This is a genomic window from Limnohabitans sp. (genome assembly GCF_044361985.1).
Lineage (GTDB): Bacteria > Pseudomonadota > Gammaproteobacteria > Burkholderiales > Burkholderiaceae_C > Limnohabitans_A.
Map to the genome: position 1 here is coordinate 1 of NZ_JBIKHV010000045.1, position 20,434 is coordinate 20,434.

Below are 20,434 nucleotides of genomic sequence, written 5' to 3' on the forward strand. Positions count from 1 at the left end.
TGTGTAAGGCAAAGCGCCGTTGAATGCGGCTGTTTAGACGCGATAAGCCTCTGAGGCTTCACTGCCCTTAAGGCTTTGCGACCGCACTTTTTGCAGGTTTATTGGAATTGAGGACATATTTTTCGGCCATCAATGGGCCAGAAAGTCAAATTTCGAAGAAAAAGACAGTTTATTTTTAAGGAAATACCGCTCAAATCGCCCAATTTTTCACATTGCGGAAAAATATTACAGGGTTAACGATCGGATGTAAGCCCCGGTTGGTTGCAAGTCAGTCAGGGGCAAGTGCTGGGTTCAAGAATCGGTTCAAGTTCTCATGTTGGGAACTCTTTTTTTGGAGACAGCTTGATGGCTACAACAACTGAACCCCGTCCGATGACGGCGGAAGAGAAGAAGGTGATTTTTGCCTCTTCTCTGGGTACCGTGTTCGAATGGTATGACTTTTATCTGTATGGCTCATTGGCAGCCATCATCGCCAAGCAATTTTTCAGTGGCCTGGATGAAGGCTCGGCTTTCATTTTCGCACTGTTGGCTTTTGCTGCCGGTTTCATCGTGCGTCCTTTTGGCGCGATCTTCTTTGGCCGTCTGGGCGACATGATCGGTCGCAAATACACCTTCCTGGTCACGATCTTGATCATGGGTGCATCGACCTTCATTGTGGGCATCTTGCCCAACTACGCCAGCATTGGCGTGGCTGCCCCCGTCATCCTGATCTGCCTTCGCCTGTTGCAAGGTCTGGCATTGGGGGGTGAGTACGGTGGTGCTGCCACGTACGTGGCCGAGCACGCACCGCACGGCAAACGCGGCGCCTACACCGCCTGGATCCAGACCACTGCGACCTTGGGCTTGTTCCTGTCCTTGATGGTGATTCTGGGCACACGGACCATCATCGGTGAAGAAGCCTTTGCCGACTGGGGCTGGCGCGTGCCGTTCCTTGTCTCCATCATCATGTTGATCATCTCGGTCTACATCCGATTGAGCATGAACGAATCGCCTGCTTTCGTGAAAATGAAAGCCGAAGGCAAGACTTCCAAGTCACCTCTGTCCGAGTCCTTCGGTCAGTGGAAAAACCTGAAAATCGTGATCTTGGCCCTGATTGGTTTGACCGCTGGTCAAGCTGTGGTCTGGTACTCGGGCCAGTTCTACGCTTTGTTCTTCTTGACGCAAGCCCTGAAGGTGGACGGTGCTACCGCCAACATCATGGTGGCGATTTCGTTGATCATCGGCACACCGTTCTTCGTCATCTTTGGCGCCCTGTCTGACAAGATTGGCCGCAAGCCAATCATCTTGGCCGGTTGCTTGTTGGCCGCTTTGACCTACTTCCCCGTGTTCAAGGCACTGACCAAGGCTGCTAACCCAGACCTCTATGCTGCTCAAGCCGCATCGCAAGTGGTGGTGATCGCTGATCCAGCCGAGTGCTCGTTCCAGTTCAACCCCACAGGCACTAAGAAGTTCACATCGTCTTGCGACATCGCCAAGCAGCGTTTGGCTGGCGCTTCGGTGAGTTACTCGAACGAAGTGGCAGCTGCAGGTACACCGGCCATCATCAAGGTGGGCGACACCGTGGTGAATGTCAAGTACACGGCTGAAGATGTTGCTGCTGCCAAGGCCAAGGCCGAGGAAAAGCTGGCTGCTCTGAATGCTGCGGAACCCAAAGATGCCAAGGCCATCGCCGCTGCCGACAAGTCTGTCAAAGACCTGAGCAACGAAAAGACTGCTGGGTCCACCTTGTTGGCTTCGAACCTGGGTGCCGCACTGAAAGCCGCCAACTACCCTGTCAAAGCCGACATGGCCAAGTTCGACAAGGTCACCGTCATCATCATCCTGTCTTACTTGGTGTTGTTGGTGACCATGGTGTACGGTCCTATTGCCGCCATGCTGGTGGAAATGTTTCCCACACGCATCCGTTACACCTCCATGTCCTTGCCTTACCACATTGGTAACGGCTGGTTTGGTGGTTTGCTGCCTACCACGGCGTTTGCCATCGTGGCGCAGACCGGTAACATGTACAACGGCTTGTGGTACCCGATCATCATCGCCGGTGCAACCGTTGTGATTGGTGGCTTGTTCATCAAGGAAACCAAAGACGTTGACATTTACGCCAACGACTGAGCGATTTTGTAAGCATCCTGGGGTGACTCGGGTGCTACATTTTGGGCCTTCCCTCTGTGGAGGGCCTTTTTCATTATCGGAGTTGAACTATGTGGAAAATTGCTGTTGGGTTTGTGATTTTTGCGGCCCTGGCTTTGTATGTGATCAGCAAAGGTGGTGACAGCCTGGACATGAGCGGTGAAAAGCATGGCGCTGATGCCGTGCACACAGAGCCCGCCAAAGACGGCGCACCTGCTGCACCTGCCGCCGCACCTGCTGCTGAAGCCAGCGCTGCCAAGTAAGCGAGGTTTGTTGTTCTGGCGTAACTGACCCCTGGTCAGTGGCCAGAACACAGAGCCACGTCCCAAAGCCACGCCCTTGCGTGGCTTTTCTTTTGCGCATCAGAATTGTCATGCTCTCCGTCCTAGAATGTTTGGCCTTCACCCCAAAAAGCCCAGCATGTCCCAAGGTCTCATCCGCATCCGTGGTGCACGTCAGCACAACCTCAAAAATCTCGATCTGGACATCCGCACGGGCGAATTGACGGTGGTCACCGGGCCCAGTGGTTCGGGCAAGTCGAGTTTGGTCTTTGACACGCTGTATGCCGAAGGCCAGCGGCGTTATGTGGAGACCTTCAGCGCCTACGCCCGGCAGTTTCTCGACCGCATGGACAAACCGGCGGTGGACAAGGTCGATGGGGTGCCCCCGGCCATTGCCATTGACCAGACCAACCCGGTGCGCAGCTCACGCTCAACCGTGGGCACCATGACCGAGCTGAACGATCACCTCAAGTTGTTGTTTGCCCGCCTGGGGCAGTTGTTTGACCAGCACACGGCTCAGCCTGTGCGCCATGACACGCCCGAAACCATTTATGCCGAACTGGCGCTGCGCGCCGCGCAAAAGCAAGACCCGCGCCTGTACCTGACCTTCCCAGTCGAGCTGCCTGCCAACACCAGTGCCGAGCAGGTTGCGCAATGGCTTTCGGCCAGCGGCTTTACCAAAGTGCAGGCCGAGCGGGAGGTGGCCACGCCCACCGGACCGCGCAAGGTACTTGATGTGATCGCCGACCGGTTCCGTTTGGGGGCTGCCGAAAAAGCCCGTGTGATCGAAGCCATCGAAGTGGCCTTGAAGCGTGGTGGCCGCCTGAACGTCTACGTCGACAAGCCATCGGTGCCCGATGCCTCTGCTGGCGCCTCAGACTCGGCTGATGAGATCTGGCGTTTCTCCACAGGTTTGCATTGCCCCGACAGTGACCTGCGTTACACCGACCCGATCCCGTCGATGTTCTCTTTCAACTCGGCCGTAGGCGCTTGCGAAACCTGCCGGGGATTTGGCCGCGTGATCGGTGTGGATTACGGCCTGGTCATTCCCAACGCCAAGCTCACGCTGCGGGCCGGGGCCATCAAGACCATCCAGACGCCGGCCTGGAAAGAGTCCCAGGACGACCTGATGCGCCACGCCGAGACGGCCGGTATTCCGCGAGACACGGCTTGGGACAAACTCACCCAAGGCCAGAAGGACTGGGTGATCAACGGTTCGCCGGAATGGAAGGGCAAGTGGAACCAGCAGTGGTATGGCATCAAGCGTTTCTTTGAATACCTCGAGACCAAGGCCTACAAGATGCACATCCGTGTGCTCTTGTCCAAATACCGCAGCTACACCGAATGCCCCAGCTGCAATGGCGCTCGACTCAAAACCGAAAGCCTGCTCTGGCGCATTGGCAGTCACAGCGATGCCGATGGCGTGCTGCCAGTTGAGCAGCGTTTCAAGCCCGCAGGCGTCAAGTGGACGCGCCCTCAGCTCGAAGCCTTGCCAGGCCTGAGCCTGCACGACATGATGATCATGCCGATTGACCAGTTGCGCCGTTTCTTTGACCGCATGAGCGCCAGCGCGGTGGCCCTGGCTTCGGTCGATGCCGAGGCACAAGCCCTGAAGTTGCTGCTTGAAGAAATCACCACGCGCCTGAAATACCTGTGCGATGTGGGCATTGGCTACCTCACACTCGACCGCCAAAGCCGCACGCTCAGCGGTGGCGAGGTGCAGCGCATCAACCTGACCACGGCCTTGGGCACTTCCTTGGTGAACACCTTGTTTGTGCTGGATGAGCCCAGCATAGGCCTTCACCCGCGTGACATGGGCCGCATCACCCAAGCCATGCACCGACTGCGTGATGCCGGCAACACTCTGGTGGTGGTGGAACACGACCCGGCCGTGATGCTGGCCGCCGACCGCATGATCGATATGGGCCCTGGCCCTGGCGAGCGCGGCGGACAGATTGTGTTTGACGGCTCAACCGCCGACCTGCGCAACGCCGATACGCTCACCGGCGCTTACCTGGGCGGACGCAAGCAAGTGGGCCTGGGCTTCAAGCGCATGGTGACCGACAGCACCCCTCGCCTGATTCTGGAAGGTGCTCGTGAGCACAACCTGCAAAACATCGATGTGGATTTTCCGCTGCAGCGCCTGGTGACCATCACAGGTGTGAGCGGCTCGGGCAAGTCCAGCCTGATACAGGATGTGCTGGCGCCCGCGTTGATGCGCCACTTCGGCAAAGCCACCGAAACGCCTGGCGCGCACGACCGCCTGATGGGGGCCGATCATCTGAGCGATGTGGTTTTTGTCGACCAGTCGCCCATTGGCAAAACGGCGCGTTCCAATCCCGCCAGCTATGTGGGAGCCTGGGATGCGGTGCGCGAGATTTTTGCGACTGCGCCTTTGTCGCGTCAACGTGGTTACACCGCCAGCAAGTTCAGCTTCAACAGCGGTGATGGTCGTTGCCCCACCTGTGGTGGCTCGGGCTTTGAGCACGTAGAGATGCAATTTTTATCGGATGTGTATTTGCGCTGCCCCGACTGCGATGGCAAGCGTTACCGCCCTGAGATTCTCGAGATCACGGTGGAACGCCAAGCCATGGGCCAGCCGCAAGCGAGGCATCTGAACGTGGCCGATGTCCTGGCCCTGACGGTGAGCGAAGCCGCGGCCTTGTTCGCGCAAGACCGCGACGTGATCCGCGCCCTGCAGCCCATCGTGGATGTCGGGCTGGAGTACGTCAAGCTCGGCCAGCCCGTGCCCACTTTGTCAGGCGGGGAGTCGCAGCGCCTGAAACTTGCAGGCTTCCTGGCGGAAGCCGCCAAAAGTGCTTCCAGCAGCCGTCAGAGCCTGGCGCGCAAGGGCACACTGTTTTTGTTTGACGAGCCCACCACAGGGCTGCATTTTGACGACATTGCCAAACTGATGCGTGCCTTGCGCAAGTTGCTGGAGGCGGGACATTCGCTGATCATCATCGAGCACAACCTCGATGTGGTGCGCGCCAGCGACTGGCTGATCGATCTGGGGCCTGAAGGCGGTTATGCCGGTGGCCTGATCGTGGCACAAGGCACCCCCGAAGAGCTGCGACAGCACGCCACATCGCACACCGGCCAGGCCTTGCGTGAATACGCCGAGTCCATGGGTGAGATGCATGGGGCAAAAGAAGGTGAGGACGGTGGCGCGGCGGCATACCTGGCGATGGCGCGCGCCAAGGCCACCAAGGCTGCAGCCATCCCTGTGCCACCGCCCCGAAAGGCCGTGAACAACAACATCCAAATCGTCAACGCCAAAGAACATAACCTCAAAAATCTGAGCGTGGACATTCCTCGTGGCAAATTCAATGTGGTCACTGGTGTCAGCGGTTCCGGTAAATCCACGCTGGCGTTTGACATTTTGTTCAACGAAGGCCAGCGCCGCTATCTGGAGAGCCTGAATGCCTATGCCCGCGCCATCGTGCAACCCGCTGGCCGCCCCGAGGTCGATGCGGTCTACGGTATCCCACCGACCGTGGCGATCGAGCAGCGCTTGTCCCGTGGCGGCCGAAAATCCACCGTGGGCACCACCACCGAGGTTTGGCATTTCTTGCGCCTGCTGTATGTGAAGCTGGGCATCCAGCACTGCACGCATGACAACACGCCGGTGCAGCCGCAATCACCCGACAGCATCGTGGCGCAGCTCATGACCCAGTTCCGCGGTCAGCACATTGGTCTGCTGGCGCCCTTGGTCAGCAACCGCAAAGGCGTCTACACCGAGCTGGCTGACTGGGCGCGTCCGCGGGGGTACACCCACCTGCGCGTGGATGGTGACTTTTTGCCTACGCAAGGCTTTCCGCGCATCGACCGGTTCAAGGAGCACAACATCGAGCTGCCCGTCGCCAGCCTCGATGTGTTGCCATCGAATGAAACGGCGCTGCGCCAAGCTTTGAGCAAAACACTCGAACATGGCAAAGGCGTGGTGCATGTGCTGAGCGATCTGGACGGTTTGCGCGAAGCCATGTTCAGCGGAGAATCGACTGCCCGGATCGGCCAGCACCGTGTGTTCTCGACCCTGCGGGCTTGCCCGCAATGCGCCACTTCGTACGCCGAGCTTGATCCGCGATTGTTCTCCTACAACAGCAAACACGGCTGGTGCCCCGATTGCGTGGGCACAGGCGTGAAGCTGAGCCGGGACGAGCGTCAGGTATTCGATGACTCGGTTCAGGACGACAAACAAAAAGGCCGTGAGCAGACTTTTGCAGAGCCCGAAATCGAAGACTTGGCGAATGTGGCTTGCCCAACTTGCGAAGGTACCCGCCTGAACGCCACGGCGCGTGCCGTGCGTCTGGGGTCGGCGCCTGGCCAGGGCTGGCGCATCACCGACATTGCCAGTCTCTCGGTCATCGAGGTTCGGCATTGGGTCGAGCAGTTGCAATTGACAGGCCGCGATGCGGACATCGCCCGCGATCTGGTGCCCGAGATCAAGAGCCGTCTGGCATTTCTGGAAGAGGTTGGCTTGGGCTACCTCACGCTCGACCGAGGTGCGCCTACGTTGTCGGGGGGTGAAGCGCAACGCATCCGTCTGGCTGCACAACTGGGCAGCAACCTGCAAGGCGTGTGCTACGTGCTGGACGAGCCCACCATCGGCTTGCACGCCCGCGACAACCAGATTTTGCTGAACGCCCTGAAAAGCTTGAGTGACAAGGGCAATACGCTGGTGGTGGTGGAACACGATGAAGACACCATTCGCCGCGCTGACCACATCATCGACATCGGCCCCAGCGCCGGCAAACGTGGCGGCCGCTTGGTGGCGCAAGGCACGGTGGCCGACATCACGGCATCACCCGATTCGCAAACCGGGCGCTATCTGTTGCATGCGATGAAGCACCCGATGCAAGTTCGCAGGTCGGTGGTGGAGGCTGCTGCGTGGGGCGGTGGCGCGGGCTCCTCATACGGCGGGGGTACGCCAAAATCGTCACCCACGCCACCGCCCCACGCAGCAACTGACGAAAAATTGGGGTCAGATCCCAATTCTTTGCAAACCGCCAACGCCGCTGCCGTCAACACCGCGACCGCATCCGCCAAAGTCAAGGGCAAGAAGAAGGCTACCCTGCCAGCTGTGCCGGACGCCACAGAAGTGACTGCGACCCAGTGGCTTACCTTGACGGGCGCCAACCTTCATAACCTGCGCCAAGTCGATGTGCAAGTGCCGCTTAAACGCTTGGTCGCCGTCACCGGTGTCAGTGGCTCGGGTAAATCCACCCTGGCCCGCGATGTGTTGCTCACCAATGTGCAGGCCCTGGTGGGCCAGCGTTCCACCTTTGCGGGCCGCACCGCACAAGACGCAGGCCAGCGTGTGGCGCTGTCAGCGTGTGCCGATGTGCAGGGCTTTGAGACGATTGACCGCGTGCTCGAAGTCGACCAGACCCCGATTGGTAAAACGCCGCGCTCTTGCCCGGCCACCTACATTGGTTTTTGGGACACGATCCGCAAACTTTTTGCCGAAACCCTGGAGGCCAAGGCGCGAGGTTATGCTGCAGGCCGCTTCAGCTTCAACACCGGCGAGGGCCGCTGCCCCAGCTGCGAAGGCCAGGGCATGCGCACCATCGAGATGAGCTTCTTGCCCGATGTGAAAGTGCCTTGTGAAACCTGTCGTGGTGCCCGTTTCAGCCCCGAGACGCTGGCCGTCACCTGGCGCGGCAAAAGCATTGGCGATGTGCTGCAGATGGAAGTTGACGAAGCGGTGGACTTTTTTGCCAGCATGCCCAGCATCGCCCACCCGCTTCAGCTGCTGAAAGATGTGGGGCTGGGCTACCTCACGTTGGGCCAGCCTTCACCCACCTTGAGTGGCGGTGAAGCGCAGCGCATCAAATTGGTGACCGAACTCACCAAGGTGCGTGACGAGGTGGGCAAGCGCGGCAACAAGGCGCCCCACACCTTGTATGTTTTGGACGAGCCCACCGTGGGTCTGCACATGGCCGACGTGGACAAGCTCATCGGCGTGCTGCACCGTCTGGTGAACGCCGGGCACAGCGTGATCGTGATCGAGCACGATCTGGACGTGATCGCCGAAGCCGACTGGGTGATCGACCTGGGGCCGGAAGGCGGCCATGCCGGGGGTCGCATTGTGGCGGCAGCCACCCCTGAAGAGGTGGTGCGAATGGGCACGCACACGGGCGTGGCCTTGGGGCCTGTGCTGGCGAGGGTGTGATCAGCTGGCCGGAATCAGGCGCCAAAGTGACGTCACTTCTGCCGACCTCGCTGCATGCAGCGGGTCGGTGACGTCTTGGGCTTTGGCATGGACGGGCTTTACATCCATGCGGTCCACCACCTGCAAACCTGCGTCGGCGATCCAGCCCAGCAGCGTTTCGCGGCTGCGCAGGCCCAAATGCTCGGCCAGGTCTGACAAGATCAGCCAGCCTTCGCCGCCTTCGCACAGGTGTGGCGCGAGACCCGTCAAAAAGCCCTTGAGCATCTGGCTGCCTTCGTCGTACACCGCTTGCTCCAGCAACGTGGTCGGGCGTGCAGGCAGCCAAGGGGGGTTGCACACCACCACGGCGGCTTGACCCTCAGGGAATAAATCGGTCTGAAGGAGCTGCACCTGGTTTTGCAAGCCCAAGCGTTGCAAGTTGTCCAGGGCGCAGGCCAAGGAACTGTCTGACAGGTCGGTGCCGATCACCTGGCTGGCACCCCGCCGGGCCAGCACGGCCGACAACACGCCCGTGCCCACACCGATGTCAAAAGCCACAGGATGGGTCTTGATGGCTTCGGGCCATGGGGCATTGGCCACCAAGGCCACATATTCGCCGCGTACCGGTGAGAACACGCCGTAGTGCGGGTAGATGCACAAAGCCTCACCCATGGCAGGCACTTCGACCCCTTTTTTGCGCCACTCAAACGCCCCAATCGCCCCTTGCAAACTGCGCAGTGAAACCACCGAGGCTTGTCCGTTAGATGGGCCAAAGGCTTGCAGGCAGGCTTGTTTGGCATCCGGGGCTCGGCGCAGGTCTGTGCCGTAATCGGCATTCAGCTCAATCAGGACCTGGCTCAGGATGCGGGTGCGCTGGGCTTGCGCCTGGCGGTGGGCGTGAAATGCGGCACCGGGGATCACGGGGGCATCGGGGTCTTGCTTTTTGAGGCGGACTTTTTTGGGTTTGTCGATGCGCCGCGCCAGTGCTTGGAGGAGTTGCCGGGCGTTTTGGAAATCACTGCGCCACAGCAAGCCCGTGCCGGCACAGGCCAGCCGGTAGGCGGTGTCGGCGGTCATGGTGTCGTCGGCCAGCACCACGTGCTTGGGCAACACCTGGTCCGATCGCCAGAGGGCAGAGCGTGGGCTGTCTTTTTCAAGCCAATTCAAAAGGGTGGGGGCGTTCATGCGCAGGTCCTGTCGGGGTTGTGTTTCGTGCAGCTTGCCACGAAGGGTTGTTTTGAACAGCAGCTTTTCAGGCCAGCTTGGCCAGCAGGTGCCGGGCCAGTTCGGCAAAGCCTGCGCCCCGTTCACTGGGGGTGATGTAGCGGGGCGGGTGCGTCAGTTGCGCCTCGAAGCGCCGGATGTTGGCCACCCCCACACTGTGCGGAAAATGCTCAAACATCACCTGGTCGTTGGTGGAGTCTCCCACATAAACCCAGTGGTCGATTTCGGTGTCCAGATCGCGGCCCCACAGTTCTCGCACGATCCAGCGGGCACCCGTGAGTTTGCTGTGCTCGCCCCACCAACCGTTGATGTGGATGCTGCTCACGGTGGCCGTCATGCCCTCGCTTTGTAGGATGCTGACCACGGCGTCGATGGACGACTGCGGCAAGTGCGTGAATTCGCTGTGGTCAATCGCAATGTCTGTTTCACGGCCTGCGCTGTCTTGTGATCGGTGCGCGCCGGGCAAAGTGCGTTCAATCTGCGCCAGCACCGATTGCATGCGGGTGAAGTGGGTGCTGCGTGTGGCGGCGTCTTGTTGGTACCGCTTGCGCAGGCCTTGCGCATGGGCGTGGGTCAAGCCGACCGCACCGTTTTCCGCCACGATGGCATCCACCGGCCAACTTTGGGCAAAGGGCTCGCTCCAGCCCACCGGTCGCCCGGTGATCGGCACCACGTGCAGACCCGCCGCTTTCAGGTCGGCCAGTGCCTGCAAAGCGTCGGGCGTGATGGCCCCTTCGGTGGTCAACGTGTCGTCAATGTCGGTGAAGACGCCGACGATGCGACGGGGCGACCAGGCGGCCAGGGCTTGCACCGTGTCAGCCCGCGCTGCCCAGCGCCAGGCCCGCATGCTCACGCAGCGGGTGGAAGTGGATCTTGGGGAAACGTTCTTGCGCCAGCCGCACGTCATACGGGCTGGTGCACAAATAGGCCAGCGTGCCAGCCGCGTCTATCGCCATGCGCTGAGGGTAGGCGTTGGTGAATTCCCGCAATTCGGCCGGTTTGTCGGCGGTGATCCAGCGGGCGCCTGTGTACTGGCAGCCTTCCAGGCGCACGTCGCAGTCGTACTCGGCTTTCAGCCGGTGTTGCACCACTTCAAACTGTAATTGACCGATCGCACCCAGCAGCATGGGGCCGCCGATTTCGGGCTTGAAGACCTGGATCGCACCTTCTTCGCCCAGCTGGTCGAGGCCCGTTTGCAGTTGCTTGGTGCGCAAGGGGTTTTTCAGAATCACGGTCATGAAAAGTTCGGGCGCGAAGAAAGGCAGGCCGGTGAACTGCAGGTTGCCGCCATCGGTGATGGTGTCGCCCAGCTGCACGCCACCGTGGGTGGTAAAGCCAATGATGTCGCCTGCATAGGCCTCGTCCACCGCTTCGCGGCGCTGGCTCAAAAAGGTCACCACGCTGGTGGGGCGCAGTTCTTTGCCGGTGCGCTGCACTTTGAGCTTCATGCCTGGGGTGTATTTGCCCGAGGCCATGCGTACAAAGGCGATGCGGTCGCGGTGGTTGGCGTCCATGTTGGCTTGCACCTTGAACACCACCCCTGAAAATGCGCTGTCTTCGGGTTGGATTTCTTTGACCACAGGCTGCTTGTTGACCAGCAGCGAGCTGGTGCGGGGGCGCGGTGGCGGGGCCAGGTCGACCAGGGCATCCAGCACTTCCATGACACCGAAATTGTTCACGCCTGAGCCGAAGAACACCGGGGTTTGCTTGCCCGCCAGAAAGGCCGCTTCGTCAAAGGTGGGCGATGCGCCGGTGGCCAACTCCATGCTGTCCATGGCGGTTTGCCAGTCGTTGCCAAAGCGCGCCGCCAATCGCGCTTGTTCGGTCAGCGGGATGGCCTCAAAGTCTTGCGGGCGGCGTTCGCTGCCCGACTCGAACACCGTCATGGCCTGTGTGCGCAGGTTGATGATGCCGCCAAAACTTTTGCCTTGGCCCACGGGCCAGGTCATGGGCACGCAGGGCATGCCCAGTTCGCGCTCGACTTCGTCGAGGATGTCCAGCGGGTCGCGCACTTCGCGGTCCATCTTGTTGACGAAGGTGATGATGGGCGTGTCACGCTGACGGCAAACTTCGATCAGTCGGCGGGTTTGCGCCTCGACACCGTTGGCCGCGTCGATCACCATCAGGGCCGAGTCCACCGCGGTCAGCACCCGGTAGGTGTCTTCGCTGAAGTCCTTGTGGCCGGGGGTGTCGAGCAGGTTGATGACATGGTCGCGGTACAGCATCTGCATGACCGACGAGGCCACCGAGATGCCGCGCTGCTTTTCAATCTCCATCCAGTCGGAGGTGGCATGGCGTGACGCCTTGCGGGCCTTGACCGACCCGGCAATCTGGATCGCACCCGAAAACAGCAGCAGCTTTTCGGTCAGCGTGGTTTTGCCCGCATCGGGGTGGGAGATGATGGCAAAAGTCCGGCGGCGCCGGGTTTCGTGGGCGTAGGTCACAAGGGGTCCTGAAGTCGTGCGGGCGGCAAGCTGCACCCGTGGTGGCCAAGCCCGTCAAAGGCTGGCGAAAGATGGGATTTTACCGGCCCGCCAGCAGATCACGAACGGCTGGTCACGGGGCATTTGAAGTCGTCGTCCCAGGGGATGGGGTGCACTTCATCGGGCTCGCATTCCGGGGTTTCGGGGGAGCAGGTTTTTCGCAGCGCCTTGAATTCCAGCCGCAGCTCAACCCTGCGGCTCTTTTCGGGCTGGTTCAAAATGGCTGAGTTGAAAGACGACCCGCCGACAAAAAACAGTTCCCGGATCGCTTTTCGGTCTGCCAGGCTTGGTGCGTTAGGGGCCTTGGCGTCGAGCAACACGCACAGCACACGCTGGGAACGCTCCAGGCTGAGGTTGAGGTTGTACAGGTATGAGCCCTCGGGGCTGGCGTAACCTTCGAGCACGAAGCGTTTCAGCCAGTTTTCACAAGCCGGCGTGCGGGCAATGTGCAGCATTTCGGGCACAAAACGGCGCAAAAAACCTGCCTGTTGGGCTTCTAGACCGTTGCTGTCTCTGGGGAATTCGGCCAGAGTGCCCAGTTCAAGCGTCTGCCCCCGCAGTTTGACGCCAGCGTATTCGGCTTGGCGAGTGATCTGCCGGATGTCATGCAGGCAGCTTGACACCGCGTTGTCTCTGCTCAAACGGCCGTCGTCCATTTTCCGCAAGCCTTGCGTGACATTAAGCAAGGCCACCGCCATGGCCACCAGAAACAGCGCCATGAGCGCGGTCATGAGGTCTGAAAATGAGATCCAGAAGGGCTTTTCAGCCTCATCCCTGTGCCTTTTTTGAGGCGTTCTTCTAAAGCCGATCATGCGGACTCAACGCCTTGGCGCCTGTGGGGCCGATTCACGCAGTTGGCTCAGGATTTTGTAAGACAGTGCAGCTTGCATTTCGGTGGCCTGCGTCAGGCGCTCGATGGCCTGCGCACCACCCTGGGGGGTAAACAGCGTGTCCAGCCACTGCTGGAGTTGTTCGACCTGGCGGTAGCGGCTTGTCAGTACCGATTTTTCGATCCAGGTGAAGACCATGGCCAGGGTGATGGCCAGGGCAGAGACTAAAAAAGCGTGGCCAACGGTTTGCACCAGTTGGCTCAGCTCAGCCTGCACCCGCTCGGGGTTGGACACGTCAAAGTTGACCAGGCCAGCAATCAAGCCCGTGAACGTGCCGATGATGCCCACGCCGGTCAGAATGCCAGGAATGTGCTTGTAGAAGTTCGATTGCAAGGGGGAGTCCACCAGGGCTTGCTCGGTGAAGTAGTTCTCGGCATGGCTGTCGGCTTGCCAGTGGCCCGGGTTGGCTTGGGCCGAAGTTTCGAGTTGCTGCAGCGCTTCGAGGGCCTGGTTGTATTGGGCCCAGAGTTTGGCCAGTTGGTCGTCGTTTTTGGCCAACTGCTCCAGGTTCGACAGGTCGAGTCTGCCCCCGTTGGAGGCCTGGCCCATGTGGGCGAAAAATGACCTGGATAAATGGCTGACGCGCTGCCGGGCAGCGCCAAGTGGGCCGGCTTCGGCGGATTGCCACCGTGGTTGCAGCGTGCCGGTGTATTGCTGCCAGGCGTGCAGCAAGGCAGGCGAGGTCATCACCTCATTCTTCAATTGCACCAAGTCGATGTGGCTGTCTGGCGAATTTTGTGCCATCCAAGCCAAATGGCCATTGACTTGGGCCAGGCTCTTTTTGAGCCGAAGCGCGGGTCCGATAAATTGGGTTGCGTAATGCAAGGCGATGAGTCCAATCACGGCAGCCACTGCCCACAAGTGCCAGTAGGCGGTGAGTTGAGTCATCAGGTCAGGCATAGTGTCGAGTGGAGGTTCAGCATGTTTTCAGTCTAGCAAATGCTGGGGCATAGCTCCCCGCAGATCAGGGGCTTTGCCTTTTGGTTGAGCACGTGCAGCGACAGACTGCGATAGAATGCGCCATTCCGAGGAGCGTTGCAGCGCCCCCTGACTTGCCAGCCAAGTCGGCAGCGGGGCGTGAGGCTCGGAACACTTCAACAGCAACGACGCTCATCCACTCGACGTGCGGTGAGCCTGTTTTTTCCCAAGCAGAACCTTCATCCACGCGTGTGGCCTATTCACATTGCTTTGGAGCTGAACACATGAATGCACGTTTGAACACCGCCGTGAATGCCGATTGCGTCATTGCCGACATCGGTTTGTCCGATTGGGGCCGTAAAGAAATCAAGATCGCCGAAACCGAAATGCCCGGCCTGATGGCCATCCGCCAAGAATTCAACCAGGCCCAGCCTTTGAAGGGTGCGCGCATCACCGGTTCGCTGCACATGACGATCCAGACGGCTGTGCTGATCGAAACCCTGCAAGCCTTGGGTGCCAACGTGCGCTGGGCTTCTTGCAACATCTTCTCGACACAAGACCACGCCGCCGCTGCCATTGCCGCCAAAGGCACGCCAGTGTTTGCCATCAAGGGCGAAACCCTGACCGATTACTGGGATTACACCCACCGCATTTTTGAATTCGGCGCTGCAGGCACCGAAGGCGAAGGCCCCAACATGATCTTGGACGATGGCGGCGATGCCACCTTGCTCATGCACTTGGGCAAGCGCGCTGAAACAGACGCTTCGCTGATCGCCAACCCGACCAGTGAAGAAGAAACCTGCCTGTACAACGCCATCAAGGCCAAACTGGCCATCGACCCGACCTGGTACAGCCGCAAGGGGGCGCAGATCATTGGCGTGACCGAAGAGACCACCACCGGCGTGCTGCGCCTGAACGAGATGGCCGCCAAGGGCAGCCTGATGTTCCGTGCCATCAACGTGAACGATTCGGTCACCAAGAGCAAGTTCGACAACCTGTATGGTTGCCGCGAGTCGCTGGTGGACTCCATCAAGCGCGCCACCGACGTGATGATCGCCGGCAAAGTGGCTGTGGTGGCCGGTTACGGTGACGTGGGCAAGGGCTCAGCCCAGGCCTTGCGTGCCCTGAGCGCCCAGGTGTGGGTGACAGAGATCGACCCGATCAACGCCCTGCAAGCCGCGATGGAAGGCTACAAAGTCGTGACCATGGAATACGCCGCCGACAAGTGCGACATCTTCGTGTCGGCCACCGGCAACAAAAACGTCATCCGCTACGAGCACATGGCCGCCATGAAGGACGAAGCCATCGTTTGCAACATCGGTCACTTCGATAACGAGATCGATGTGGTGTCTCTCGAGAAGTGCCAGTGGGACGAGATCAAGCCTCAAGTCGACCATGTCATCTTTCCCGATGGCAAGAAGATCACTCTGTTGGCCAAAGGCCGCTTGGTGAACCTGGGTTGCGCCACGGGCCACCCTAGCTTCGTGATGTCGTCCAGCTTTGCCAACCAGACCATCGCCCAGATCGAGCTGTTCACCAAGCAAGACCAGTACGAGTCCGGCAAGGTCTATGTGTTGCCCAAGCACCTCGATGAGAAAGTGGCCCGTTTGCACCTCAAGAAAGTCGGCGCCATGCTGTCCGAGTTGAGCGAAGAACAAGCCGCTTACATCGGTGTCTCCAAAAATGGCCCTTACAAAGCCGATACCTACCGTTATTGAAACCCAACGAATGCGCATAGACCAACTTCTCGTCGAGCGCGGCCTGGCCGCCTCTCGCTCTCAGGCTCAGCGACTGATTGCAGGAGGCGTGCACTGGCAGCAGCCCGACGGGGCATGGCGCGCAGTGGTGAAAAATCGCGACGAAGTGCCAGACAACGCAGCCTTGCAGCTGCTGGATGACGCAGAGTCGCGCTTCGTCTCGCGCGGGGGCCTCAAGCTCGAAGGGGCCTTGAAGGCCACAGGCCTGAAGGTGAAAGGTCTGCGATGCCTGGACGTGGGTCAAAGCACAGGGGGCTTCACCGATTGCCTGCTGCAGCAAGGTGCTGAGCAGGTGGTCGGCATTGATGTGGGCCATGCACAGGTGCACCCGCGCATTCGCGAAGATGAACGCGTGGTTTGCATAGAAGGCGTCAACGCCCGCGAACTGGAGCCTGGCGACGAGCGCATCCCCGAAGCACTGGAGGGCTTTGACCTGATGGTGGGCGATGTGTCCTTTATTTCAATCACCCTGGTGTTGCCGGGCGTGGTGCACTTGCTCAAGCCCACGGGCCAGCTGTTGATGCTGGTCAAACCGCAGTTTGAGTTGCAGCCCGGTCAGGTGGGCAAGGGCGGCATCGTGAAAGACGACAGTCACTACCCTTTTATTGAAAACCGTGTGCGCACGGCGTTGACCGATCTGGGCATGAAAGTCATCACATGGATGAGCAGCCCGATTGAAGGCGGGGATGGCAACCGTGAATTTTTTGTACAGGCCTGCTGGCCTGACCCGGCAGCAGTGCTGCCAGCGCGCGAGCAGACACGCGTCGCGCACGAGGCCGATCTGGCCGCCAAGGCTTATGCCAAGGCCAACGACTATTGAACTGAAAGTGGATGCGATGTCTGGTTTGAATGTGCCCATCAGTCTGGAATTTTTCCCACCTAAAACCCCCGAGGGAGCTGACAAGCTGCGTGCTGTGCGCCAGAAGCTGTACGCGCTGAAGCCCGAGTTTTGCTCGGTCACTTATGGTGCCGGGGGCTCTACGCAGGAAGGCACTTTTGCCACCGTCAGTGCGATCCTGGACGAGGGCGTGGCGGCTGCTTCTCACTTCTCGTGCATTGGCGCCACCAAAGCCTCGGTGCGTGCAGAGTTGGCCACCCTGCAGGCCATGGGCGTCAAGCGCCTGGTGGCTTTGCGTGGCGATTTGCCCAGCGGTTACGGTGCCGGAGGCGAGTTCCATTACGCCAGCGATCTTGTGGCGTTCATTCGCGCCGAGACGGGTGACGACTTCCACATTGAAGTGGCGGCTTACCCAGAAATTCACCCGCAGGCCAAGTCGCCCGATGCCGACTTGCAAGCCTTTGTCACCAAGGTCAAGGCGGGTGCCAATTCGGCCATCACGCAATACTTTTACAACAGTGATGCGTATTTTCGTTTTGTGGACGATGCCTACAAACTGGGCGCGGATGTACCGGTGGTGCCCGGCATCATGCCCATCACCAGCTCGTCGCAGTTGCTGCGCTTTTCAGACGCTTGCGGTGCTGAAGTCCCGCGCTGGATTCGTTTGCGCCTGCAAGCCTATGGTGACGACATCGATTCAATCAAGGCCTTCGGCCTCGATGTGGTGTCTGACTTGTGCGAGCAGCTTGTCAATGGTGGCGTGCCTGCCTTGCATTTCTACACCATGAACCAAAGCGCAGCCACAACGGAGATTTGCAGTCGGTTGTGAAACGCACACTACTTGGTATTCCAGCTAATTACGTTGATTCATCGCAAGCCGATTTGAAGTTTCCGCGCATGGTCACCGCTGTTTGATTAAAAGCAAATGAACGACGGAGAACTTGACTTTCAATGAGATAGAGCAAAAAGCTCTTTATTCACAAGGAAAGTCAAGATGAGAAAACAAACCATAGTTGTAGCCTTGCTGGCTACCTGTTCTGTCACTGCCGCCATGGCACAAGCCTCAGGTGAGGGGCCTTGGGTTGTGAGGGCCCGAGCCGTACATTTGGACATGGCGAACAAAGATGGCACAGGTCTGGGCCTCTCTGTCAACAACAGGACCATCGCTGAAGTGGGCGTCAGTTACTTCCTCGCCCCGAACATGGCGACCGAGTTGACGCTGACAACGCCTCAAAAGCAAACGGTGTATCTGGGTGAACCTTCGATTGGTACGTTCAAGCACATGCCATCGAGCCTGCTCTTGCAATACCACTTTACGGGACTCAGCGGTTACAAGCCCTACATTGGTGCCGGCTTGAATTACACCAAGATCTCCCGTGTTAACTTGTTGGACGGTGGCGCTTCTCTGGACAAAGACAGTTGGGGTGGCGCTTTGCAGATTGGGGTGGACATGCCTCTCGATAAAAACTGGTGGTTGAACTTTGATGTGAGAAAGGTGTACATCCGCTCGGATGTTTTTGTTGGCGCTGACAACAAAGGCAGTTTGAAACTCGACCCTGTGTTCGTTGGGTTGGGGTTGGGTTATCGTTTCTGAACCAAACCTGCCATGTTGAAAAGCCCTGCGGTACAGGGCTTTTCTTATTCGATTGAAATTTGATTCAGACAGGGCCGAATCAACGTTCGTCGAAGCTCACCACCACCCGGTCACTGGTCGGACGGGCTTGGCAGGACAGGATGAAGCCTTGCTCGACTTCCGGTTTTTCGAGTGTGAAGTTCTTCTCCATCACGGTGGAACCTTGCATCACCTTGCAACGGCAAGTGCAGCACACGCCGGCTTTGCATGAAAAGGGCAGGTCCAGGCCCAGAGAGAGCGCGATGTCGAGGATTTTTTCATTCCGGTTCATCGGCATGTCGTAGGGTTTGCCATCAAGCACCACGGTCAGTTGCACTTCGCCTGCATCGCGGGTGGCCTTGTGGCCCAGCACGGCCTGGCTGCGCTGTTCGGGGCTCAGCGCTTCCAGTGTGGGGGAGCTGAAACGTTCGGTGCGGATGCGCTCGGCCTTGACGCCAGCACCCAGCAGGGCCTGTTCGGTGGCCTCGATCATGGCTTCGGGGCCGCAAACAAAGACCTCATCCATGCTGCCCACCGGCAAAAACGCATCGATGATGGCGAGCACTTTGTCGCCATCGATGCGGCCTTCCAGCAAGGGCACTTCTTGCGCCTGGCGTGACAGGATGTGGATCAGCGTCAGGCGATCGGGGTAGCGGTCTTTCAGGTCTTGCAGCGCCTCGTTGAACATGACGCTGTCCATGCGGCGGTTGCCGTAGACCAGGGTGAACTTGGATTCGGGCTGGTCTTCGAGGGTGCTGGCCAGGATGGACAGGATGGGTGTGATGCCCGAGCCTGCCGCAAAGCCCACCCGGTGGATGGCGCGGGGCCGTTGCACCACAAAGCGGCCATCGGGCGACATCACGCGCAGGGTGTCACCGGCCTGGAGTTGTGTGGCAGCCCAGTTGGAAAACACACCGCCCTCAACAGGGCGGATGCCTACTTCGAGCAGGCCTTGCTTTTGCAGCAGGCTGTGGGCTGAACTGATGGAGTAACTGCGCCGCACATCAGCGCCGTCGATGCTGGCGCGCAGTGTCAGGAATTGGCCTGGCTGAAAGGCAAAGCTGTCGCGCAAATTTTCGGGCACATGCAATGTAATCGCCACGGCGCCTGCCGCTTCAGGGGTGACGCGTGCGATGGAGAGATCATGGAAGCGTGGTGCGGACATGGCTTCACTGCATCAAGGCAGCTCAATAGGGTTTGAAGTAATCGAAGGGCTCCATGCAGGCCAGGCACCGGTAAAGAGCCTTGCATGCCGTAGAGCCAAAGTGGGAAGTTTCGGTGGTGTTGCCGGAGCCGCATTGCGGGCAGTGCACGACTTCGGGCTTGGCGCTTCGGGCCGCGAACTGCACCACATTGGCCGAACCAGTTTTTTCGCTGGCACAGGCGTGGGGTGGGGCGATGCCATAGGCGCGCAATTTTTCTCTTGCCGCTTCGGTCATCCAGTCGGTGGTCCAGGCCGGTGCCAGTTGCGTGACCACACGGCCTTGCAGGCCATTGGCGTGCAGCAAAGCGGCCACGTCGTCCTCGATCTGGCCCATCGCCGGGCAGCCGCTGTAGGTCGGGGTGATGACCACCTCCAACCCAGTGGCGGATTCACGCACATCACGCAGGATGCCCAACTCGCGCAGTGTGACCACCGGGATTTCTGGGTCAGTCAACGACTCCAGCAAAGCCCAGGCTCGGGCAACATCTGTTGCGCTGGTTTGCAGAGGGATGGGCTTGGACATCGGTATGGATTACCAAGTTGCTTGCGGGTGCGCGCGTGCGAGGCTTTGCATTTCGCCCAGCACAAATCCAAGGTGCTCAGAATGAATGCCTTGTTTGCCTGTGGTGACAAAGCCGCCAGCGGCGGGTCGATGGAGCGTGGCCTCCTCCAAGGCGGCATCCACGATCTGGTTCCAGTCGGTTTGCAATCCGGCCATGTCGATGCCCGTCCCATTCGACAGGGCTGCGGCTTCTTGCGGGCTGGAGACCCAGAATTCCTGGGTGTATGACAACAACTGGTCGACGGCATTTTGTGCGCGTGCATGCGATTCAGCGGTGCCATCGCCCATGCGTACCAGCCAGTCACGCGAATGCCGCAGGTGGTAGCGCACCTCCTTGAGTGATTTGGCGGCGATCGCCGCCAGTTGTGCGTCTTTGGAGCTTTG

15 protein-coding genes and 1 riboswitch are annotated in these 20,434 nt (G+C 59.6%); of the genes, 7 read left to right on the forward strand and 8 right to left on the reverse strand.

The features are described from left to right. Nucleotides 1-345 precede the first annotated feature (345 nt). From ACIQ3A_RS09160 to uvrA, 3 genes are all read left to right on the forward strand, one after another. Complete coding sequence (locus ACIQ3A_RS09160) at nucleotides 346-2,109, forward strand: MFS transporter (protein WP_396431435.1); 1,764 nt, start codon at nucleotides 346-348, stop codon at nucleotides 2,107-2,109. Nucleotides 2,110-2,198: 89 nt separating this feature from the next. After that, nucleotides 2,199-2,390, forward strand: coding sequence for a hypothetical protein (locus tag ACIQ3A_RS09165; protein WP_396431436.1), 192 nt, complete (start codon nucleotides 2,199-2,201; stop codon nucleotides 2,388-2,390). A gap of 157 nt (nucleotides 2,391-2,547) precedes the next feature. After that, on the forward strand, nucleotides 2,548-8,583 hold the full coding sequence (gene uvrA / locus ACIQ3A_RS09170) for an excinuclease ABC subunit UvrA (RefSeq protein ID WP_396431437.1): 6,036 nt from the start codon (nucleotides 2,548-2,550) through the stop codon (nucleotides 8,581-8,583). On the opposite strand, the gene ACIQ3A_RS09175 is transcribed toward uvrA, so the two are convergent. The 5 genes from ACIQ3A_RS09175 to ACIQ3A_RS09195 form a co-directional block, all read right to left on the reverse strand. After that, nucleotides 8,584-9,747 (reverse strand): 50S ribosomal protein L11 methyltransferase, encoded by a 1,164-nt coding sequence (locus ACIQ3A_RS09175; protein WP_396431438.1) that lies wholly within the window; start codon nucleotides 9,745-9,747, stop codon nucleotides 8,584-8,586. 67 nt (nucleotides 9,748-9,814) lie between these two features. Continuing rightward, on the reverse strand, nucleotides 9,815-10,597 hold the full coding sequence (locus ACIQ3A_RS09180; RefSeq protein ID WP_396431449.1) for an HAD-IIB family hydrolase: 783 nt from the start codon (nucleotides 10,595-10,597) through the stop codon (nucleotides 9,815-9,817). 4 nt (nucleotides 10,598-10,601) lie between these two features. Further along, nucleotides 10,602-12,230 carry a peptide chain release factor 3 gene (locus tag ACIQ3A_RS09185; protein WP_396431439.1) on the reverse strand — a complete coding sequence of 543 codons (1,629 nt, stop codon included), beginning with the start codon at nucleotides 12,228-12,230 and terminating at the stop codon, nucleotides 10,602-10,604. A 98-nt stretch (nucleotides 12,231-12,328) separates the two neighbouring features. Beyond that, nucleotides 12,329-13,081 (reverse strand): flagellar motor protein MotB, encoded by a 753-nt coding sequence (locus ACIQ3A_RS09190; protein WP_396431440.1) that lies wholly within the window; start codon nucleotides 13,079-13,081, stop codon nucleotides 12,329-12,331. 6 nt (nucleotides 13,082-13,087) lie between these two features. Continuing rightward, complete coding sequence (locus tag ACIQ3A_RS09195; protein ID WP_396431441.1) at nucleotides 13,088-14,047, reverse strand: hypothetical protein; 960 nt, start codon at nucleotides 14,045-14,047, stop codon at nucleotides 13,088-13,090. Nucleotides 14,048-14,180: 133 nt separating this feature from the next. Further along, nucleotides 14,181-14,278: riboswitch (S-adenosyl-L-homocysteine riboswitch) on the forward strand. A gap of 83 nt (nucleotides 14,279-14,361) precedes the next feature. Between ACIQ3A_RS09195 and ahcY the strand changes: the two genes are divergently transcribed. The 4 genes from ahcY to ACIQ3A_RS09215 all read left to right on the forward strand — a co-directional run bounded on the left by ahcY (nucleotide 14,362) and on the right by ACIQ3A_RS09215 (nucleotide 18,266). Then, nucleotides 14,362-15,795: an adenosylhomocysteinase gene (ahcY, locus tag ACIQ3A_RS09200; protein WP_396431442.1), complete on the forward strand. Its 1,434-nt coding sequence runs from the start codon at nucleotides 14,362-14,364 to the stop codon at nucleotides 15,793-15,795. A gap of 10 nt (nucleotides 15,796-15,805) precedes the next feature. Continuing rightward, nucleotides 15,806-16,654, forward strand: a complete 849-nt coding sequence (locus tag ACIQ3A_RS09205) for a TlyA family RNA methyltransferase (protein WP_396431443.1) — start codon at nucleotides 15,806-15,808, stop codon at nucleotides 16,652-16,654. 16 nt (nucleotides 16,655-16,670) lie between these two features. Then, nucleotides 16,671-17,501: a methylenetetrahydrofolate reductase [NAD(P)H] gene (metF, locus tag ACIQ3A_RS09210; RefSeq protein ID WP_396431444.1), complete on the forward strand. Its 831-nt coding sequence runs from the start codon at nucleotides 16,671-16,673 to the stop codon at nucleotides 17,499-17,501. 165 nt (nucleotides 17,502-17,666) lie between these two features. Continuing rightward, nucleotides 17,667-18,266 carry an OmpW family protein gene (locus ACIQ3A_RS09215; protein WP_396431445.1) on the forward strand — a complete coding sequence of 200 codons (600 nt, stop codon included), beginning with the start codon at nucleotides 17,667-17,669 and terminating at the stop codon, nucleotides 18,264-18,266. A gap of 79 nt (nucleotides 18,267-18,345) precedes the next feature. On the opposite strand, the gene paaE is transcribed toward ACIQ3A_RS09215, so the two are convergent. From paaE to ACIQ3A_RS09230, 3 genes are all read right to left on the reverse strand, one after another. After that, entirely contained in the window at nucleotides 18,346-19,449 is a 1,104-nt protein-coding gene (paaE, locus tag ACIQ3A_RS09220; RefSeq protein WP_396431446.1) for a 1,2-phenylacetyl-CoA epoxidase subunit PaaE, read from the reverse strand. A gap of 22 nt (nucleotides 19,450-19,471) precedes the next feature. After that, on the reverse strand, nucleotides 19,472-20,011 hold the full coding sequence (gene paaD / locus ACIQ3A_RS09225) for a 1,2-phenylacetyl-CoA epoxidase subunit PaaD (RefSeq protein ID WP_396431447.1): 540 nt from the start codon (nucleotides 20,009-20,011) through the stop codon (nucleotides 19,472-19,474). Nucleotides 20,012-20,020: 9 nt separating this feature from the next. Beyond that, a partial coding sequence (locus tag ACIQ3A_RS09230; protein ID WP_396431448.1) for a Phenylacetic acid catabolic protein occupies nucleotides 20,021-20,434 on the reverse strand: 414 nt, incomplete at its 5' end.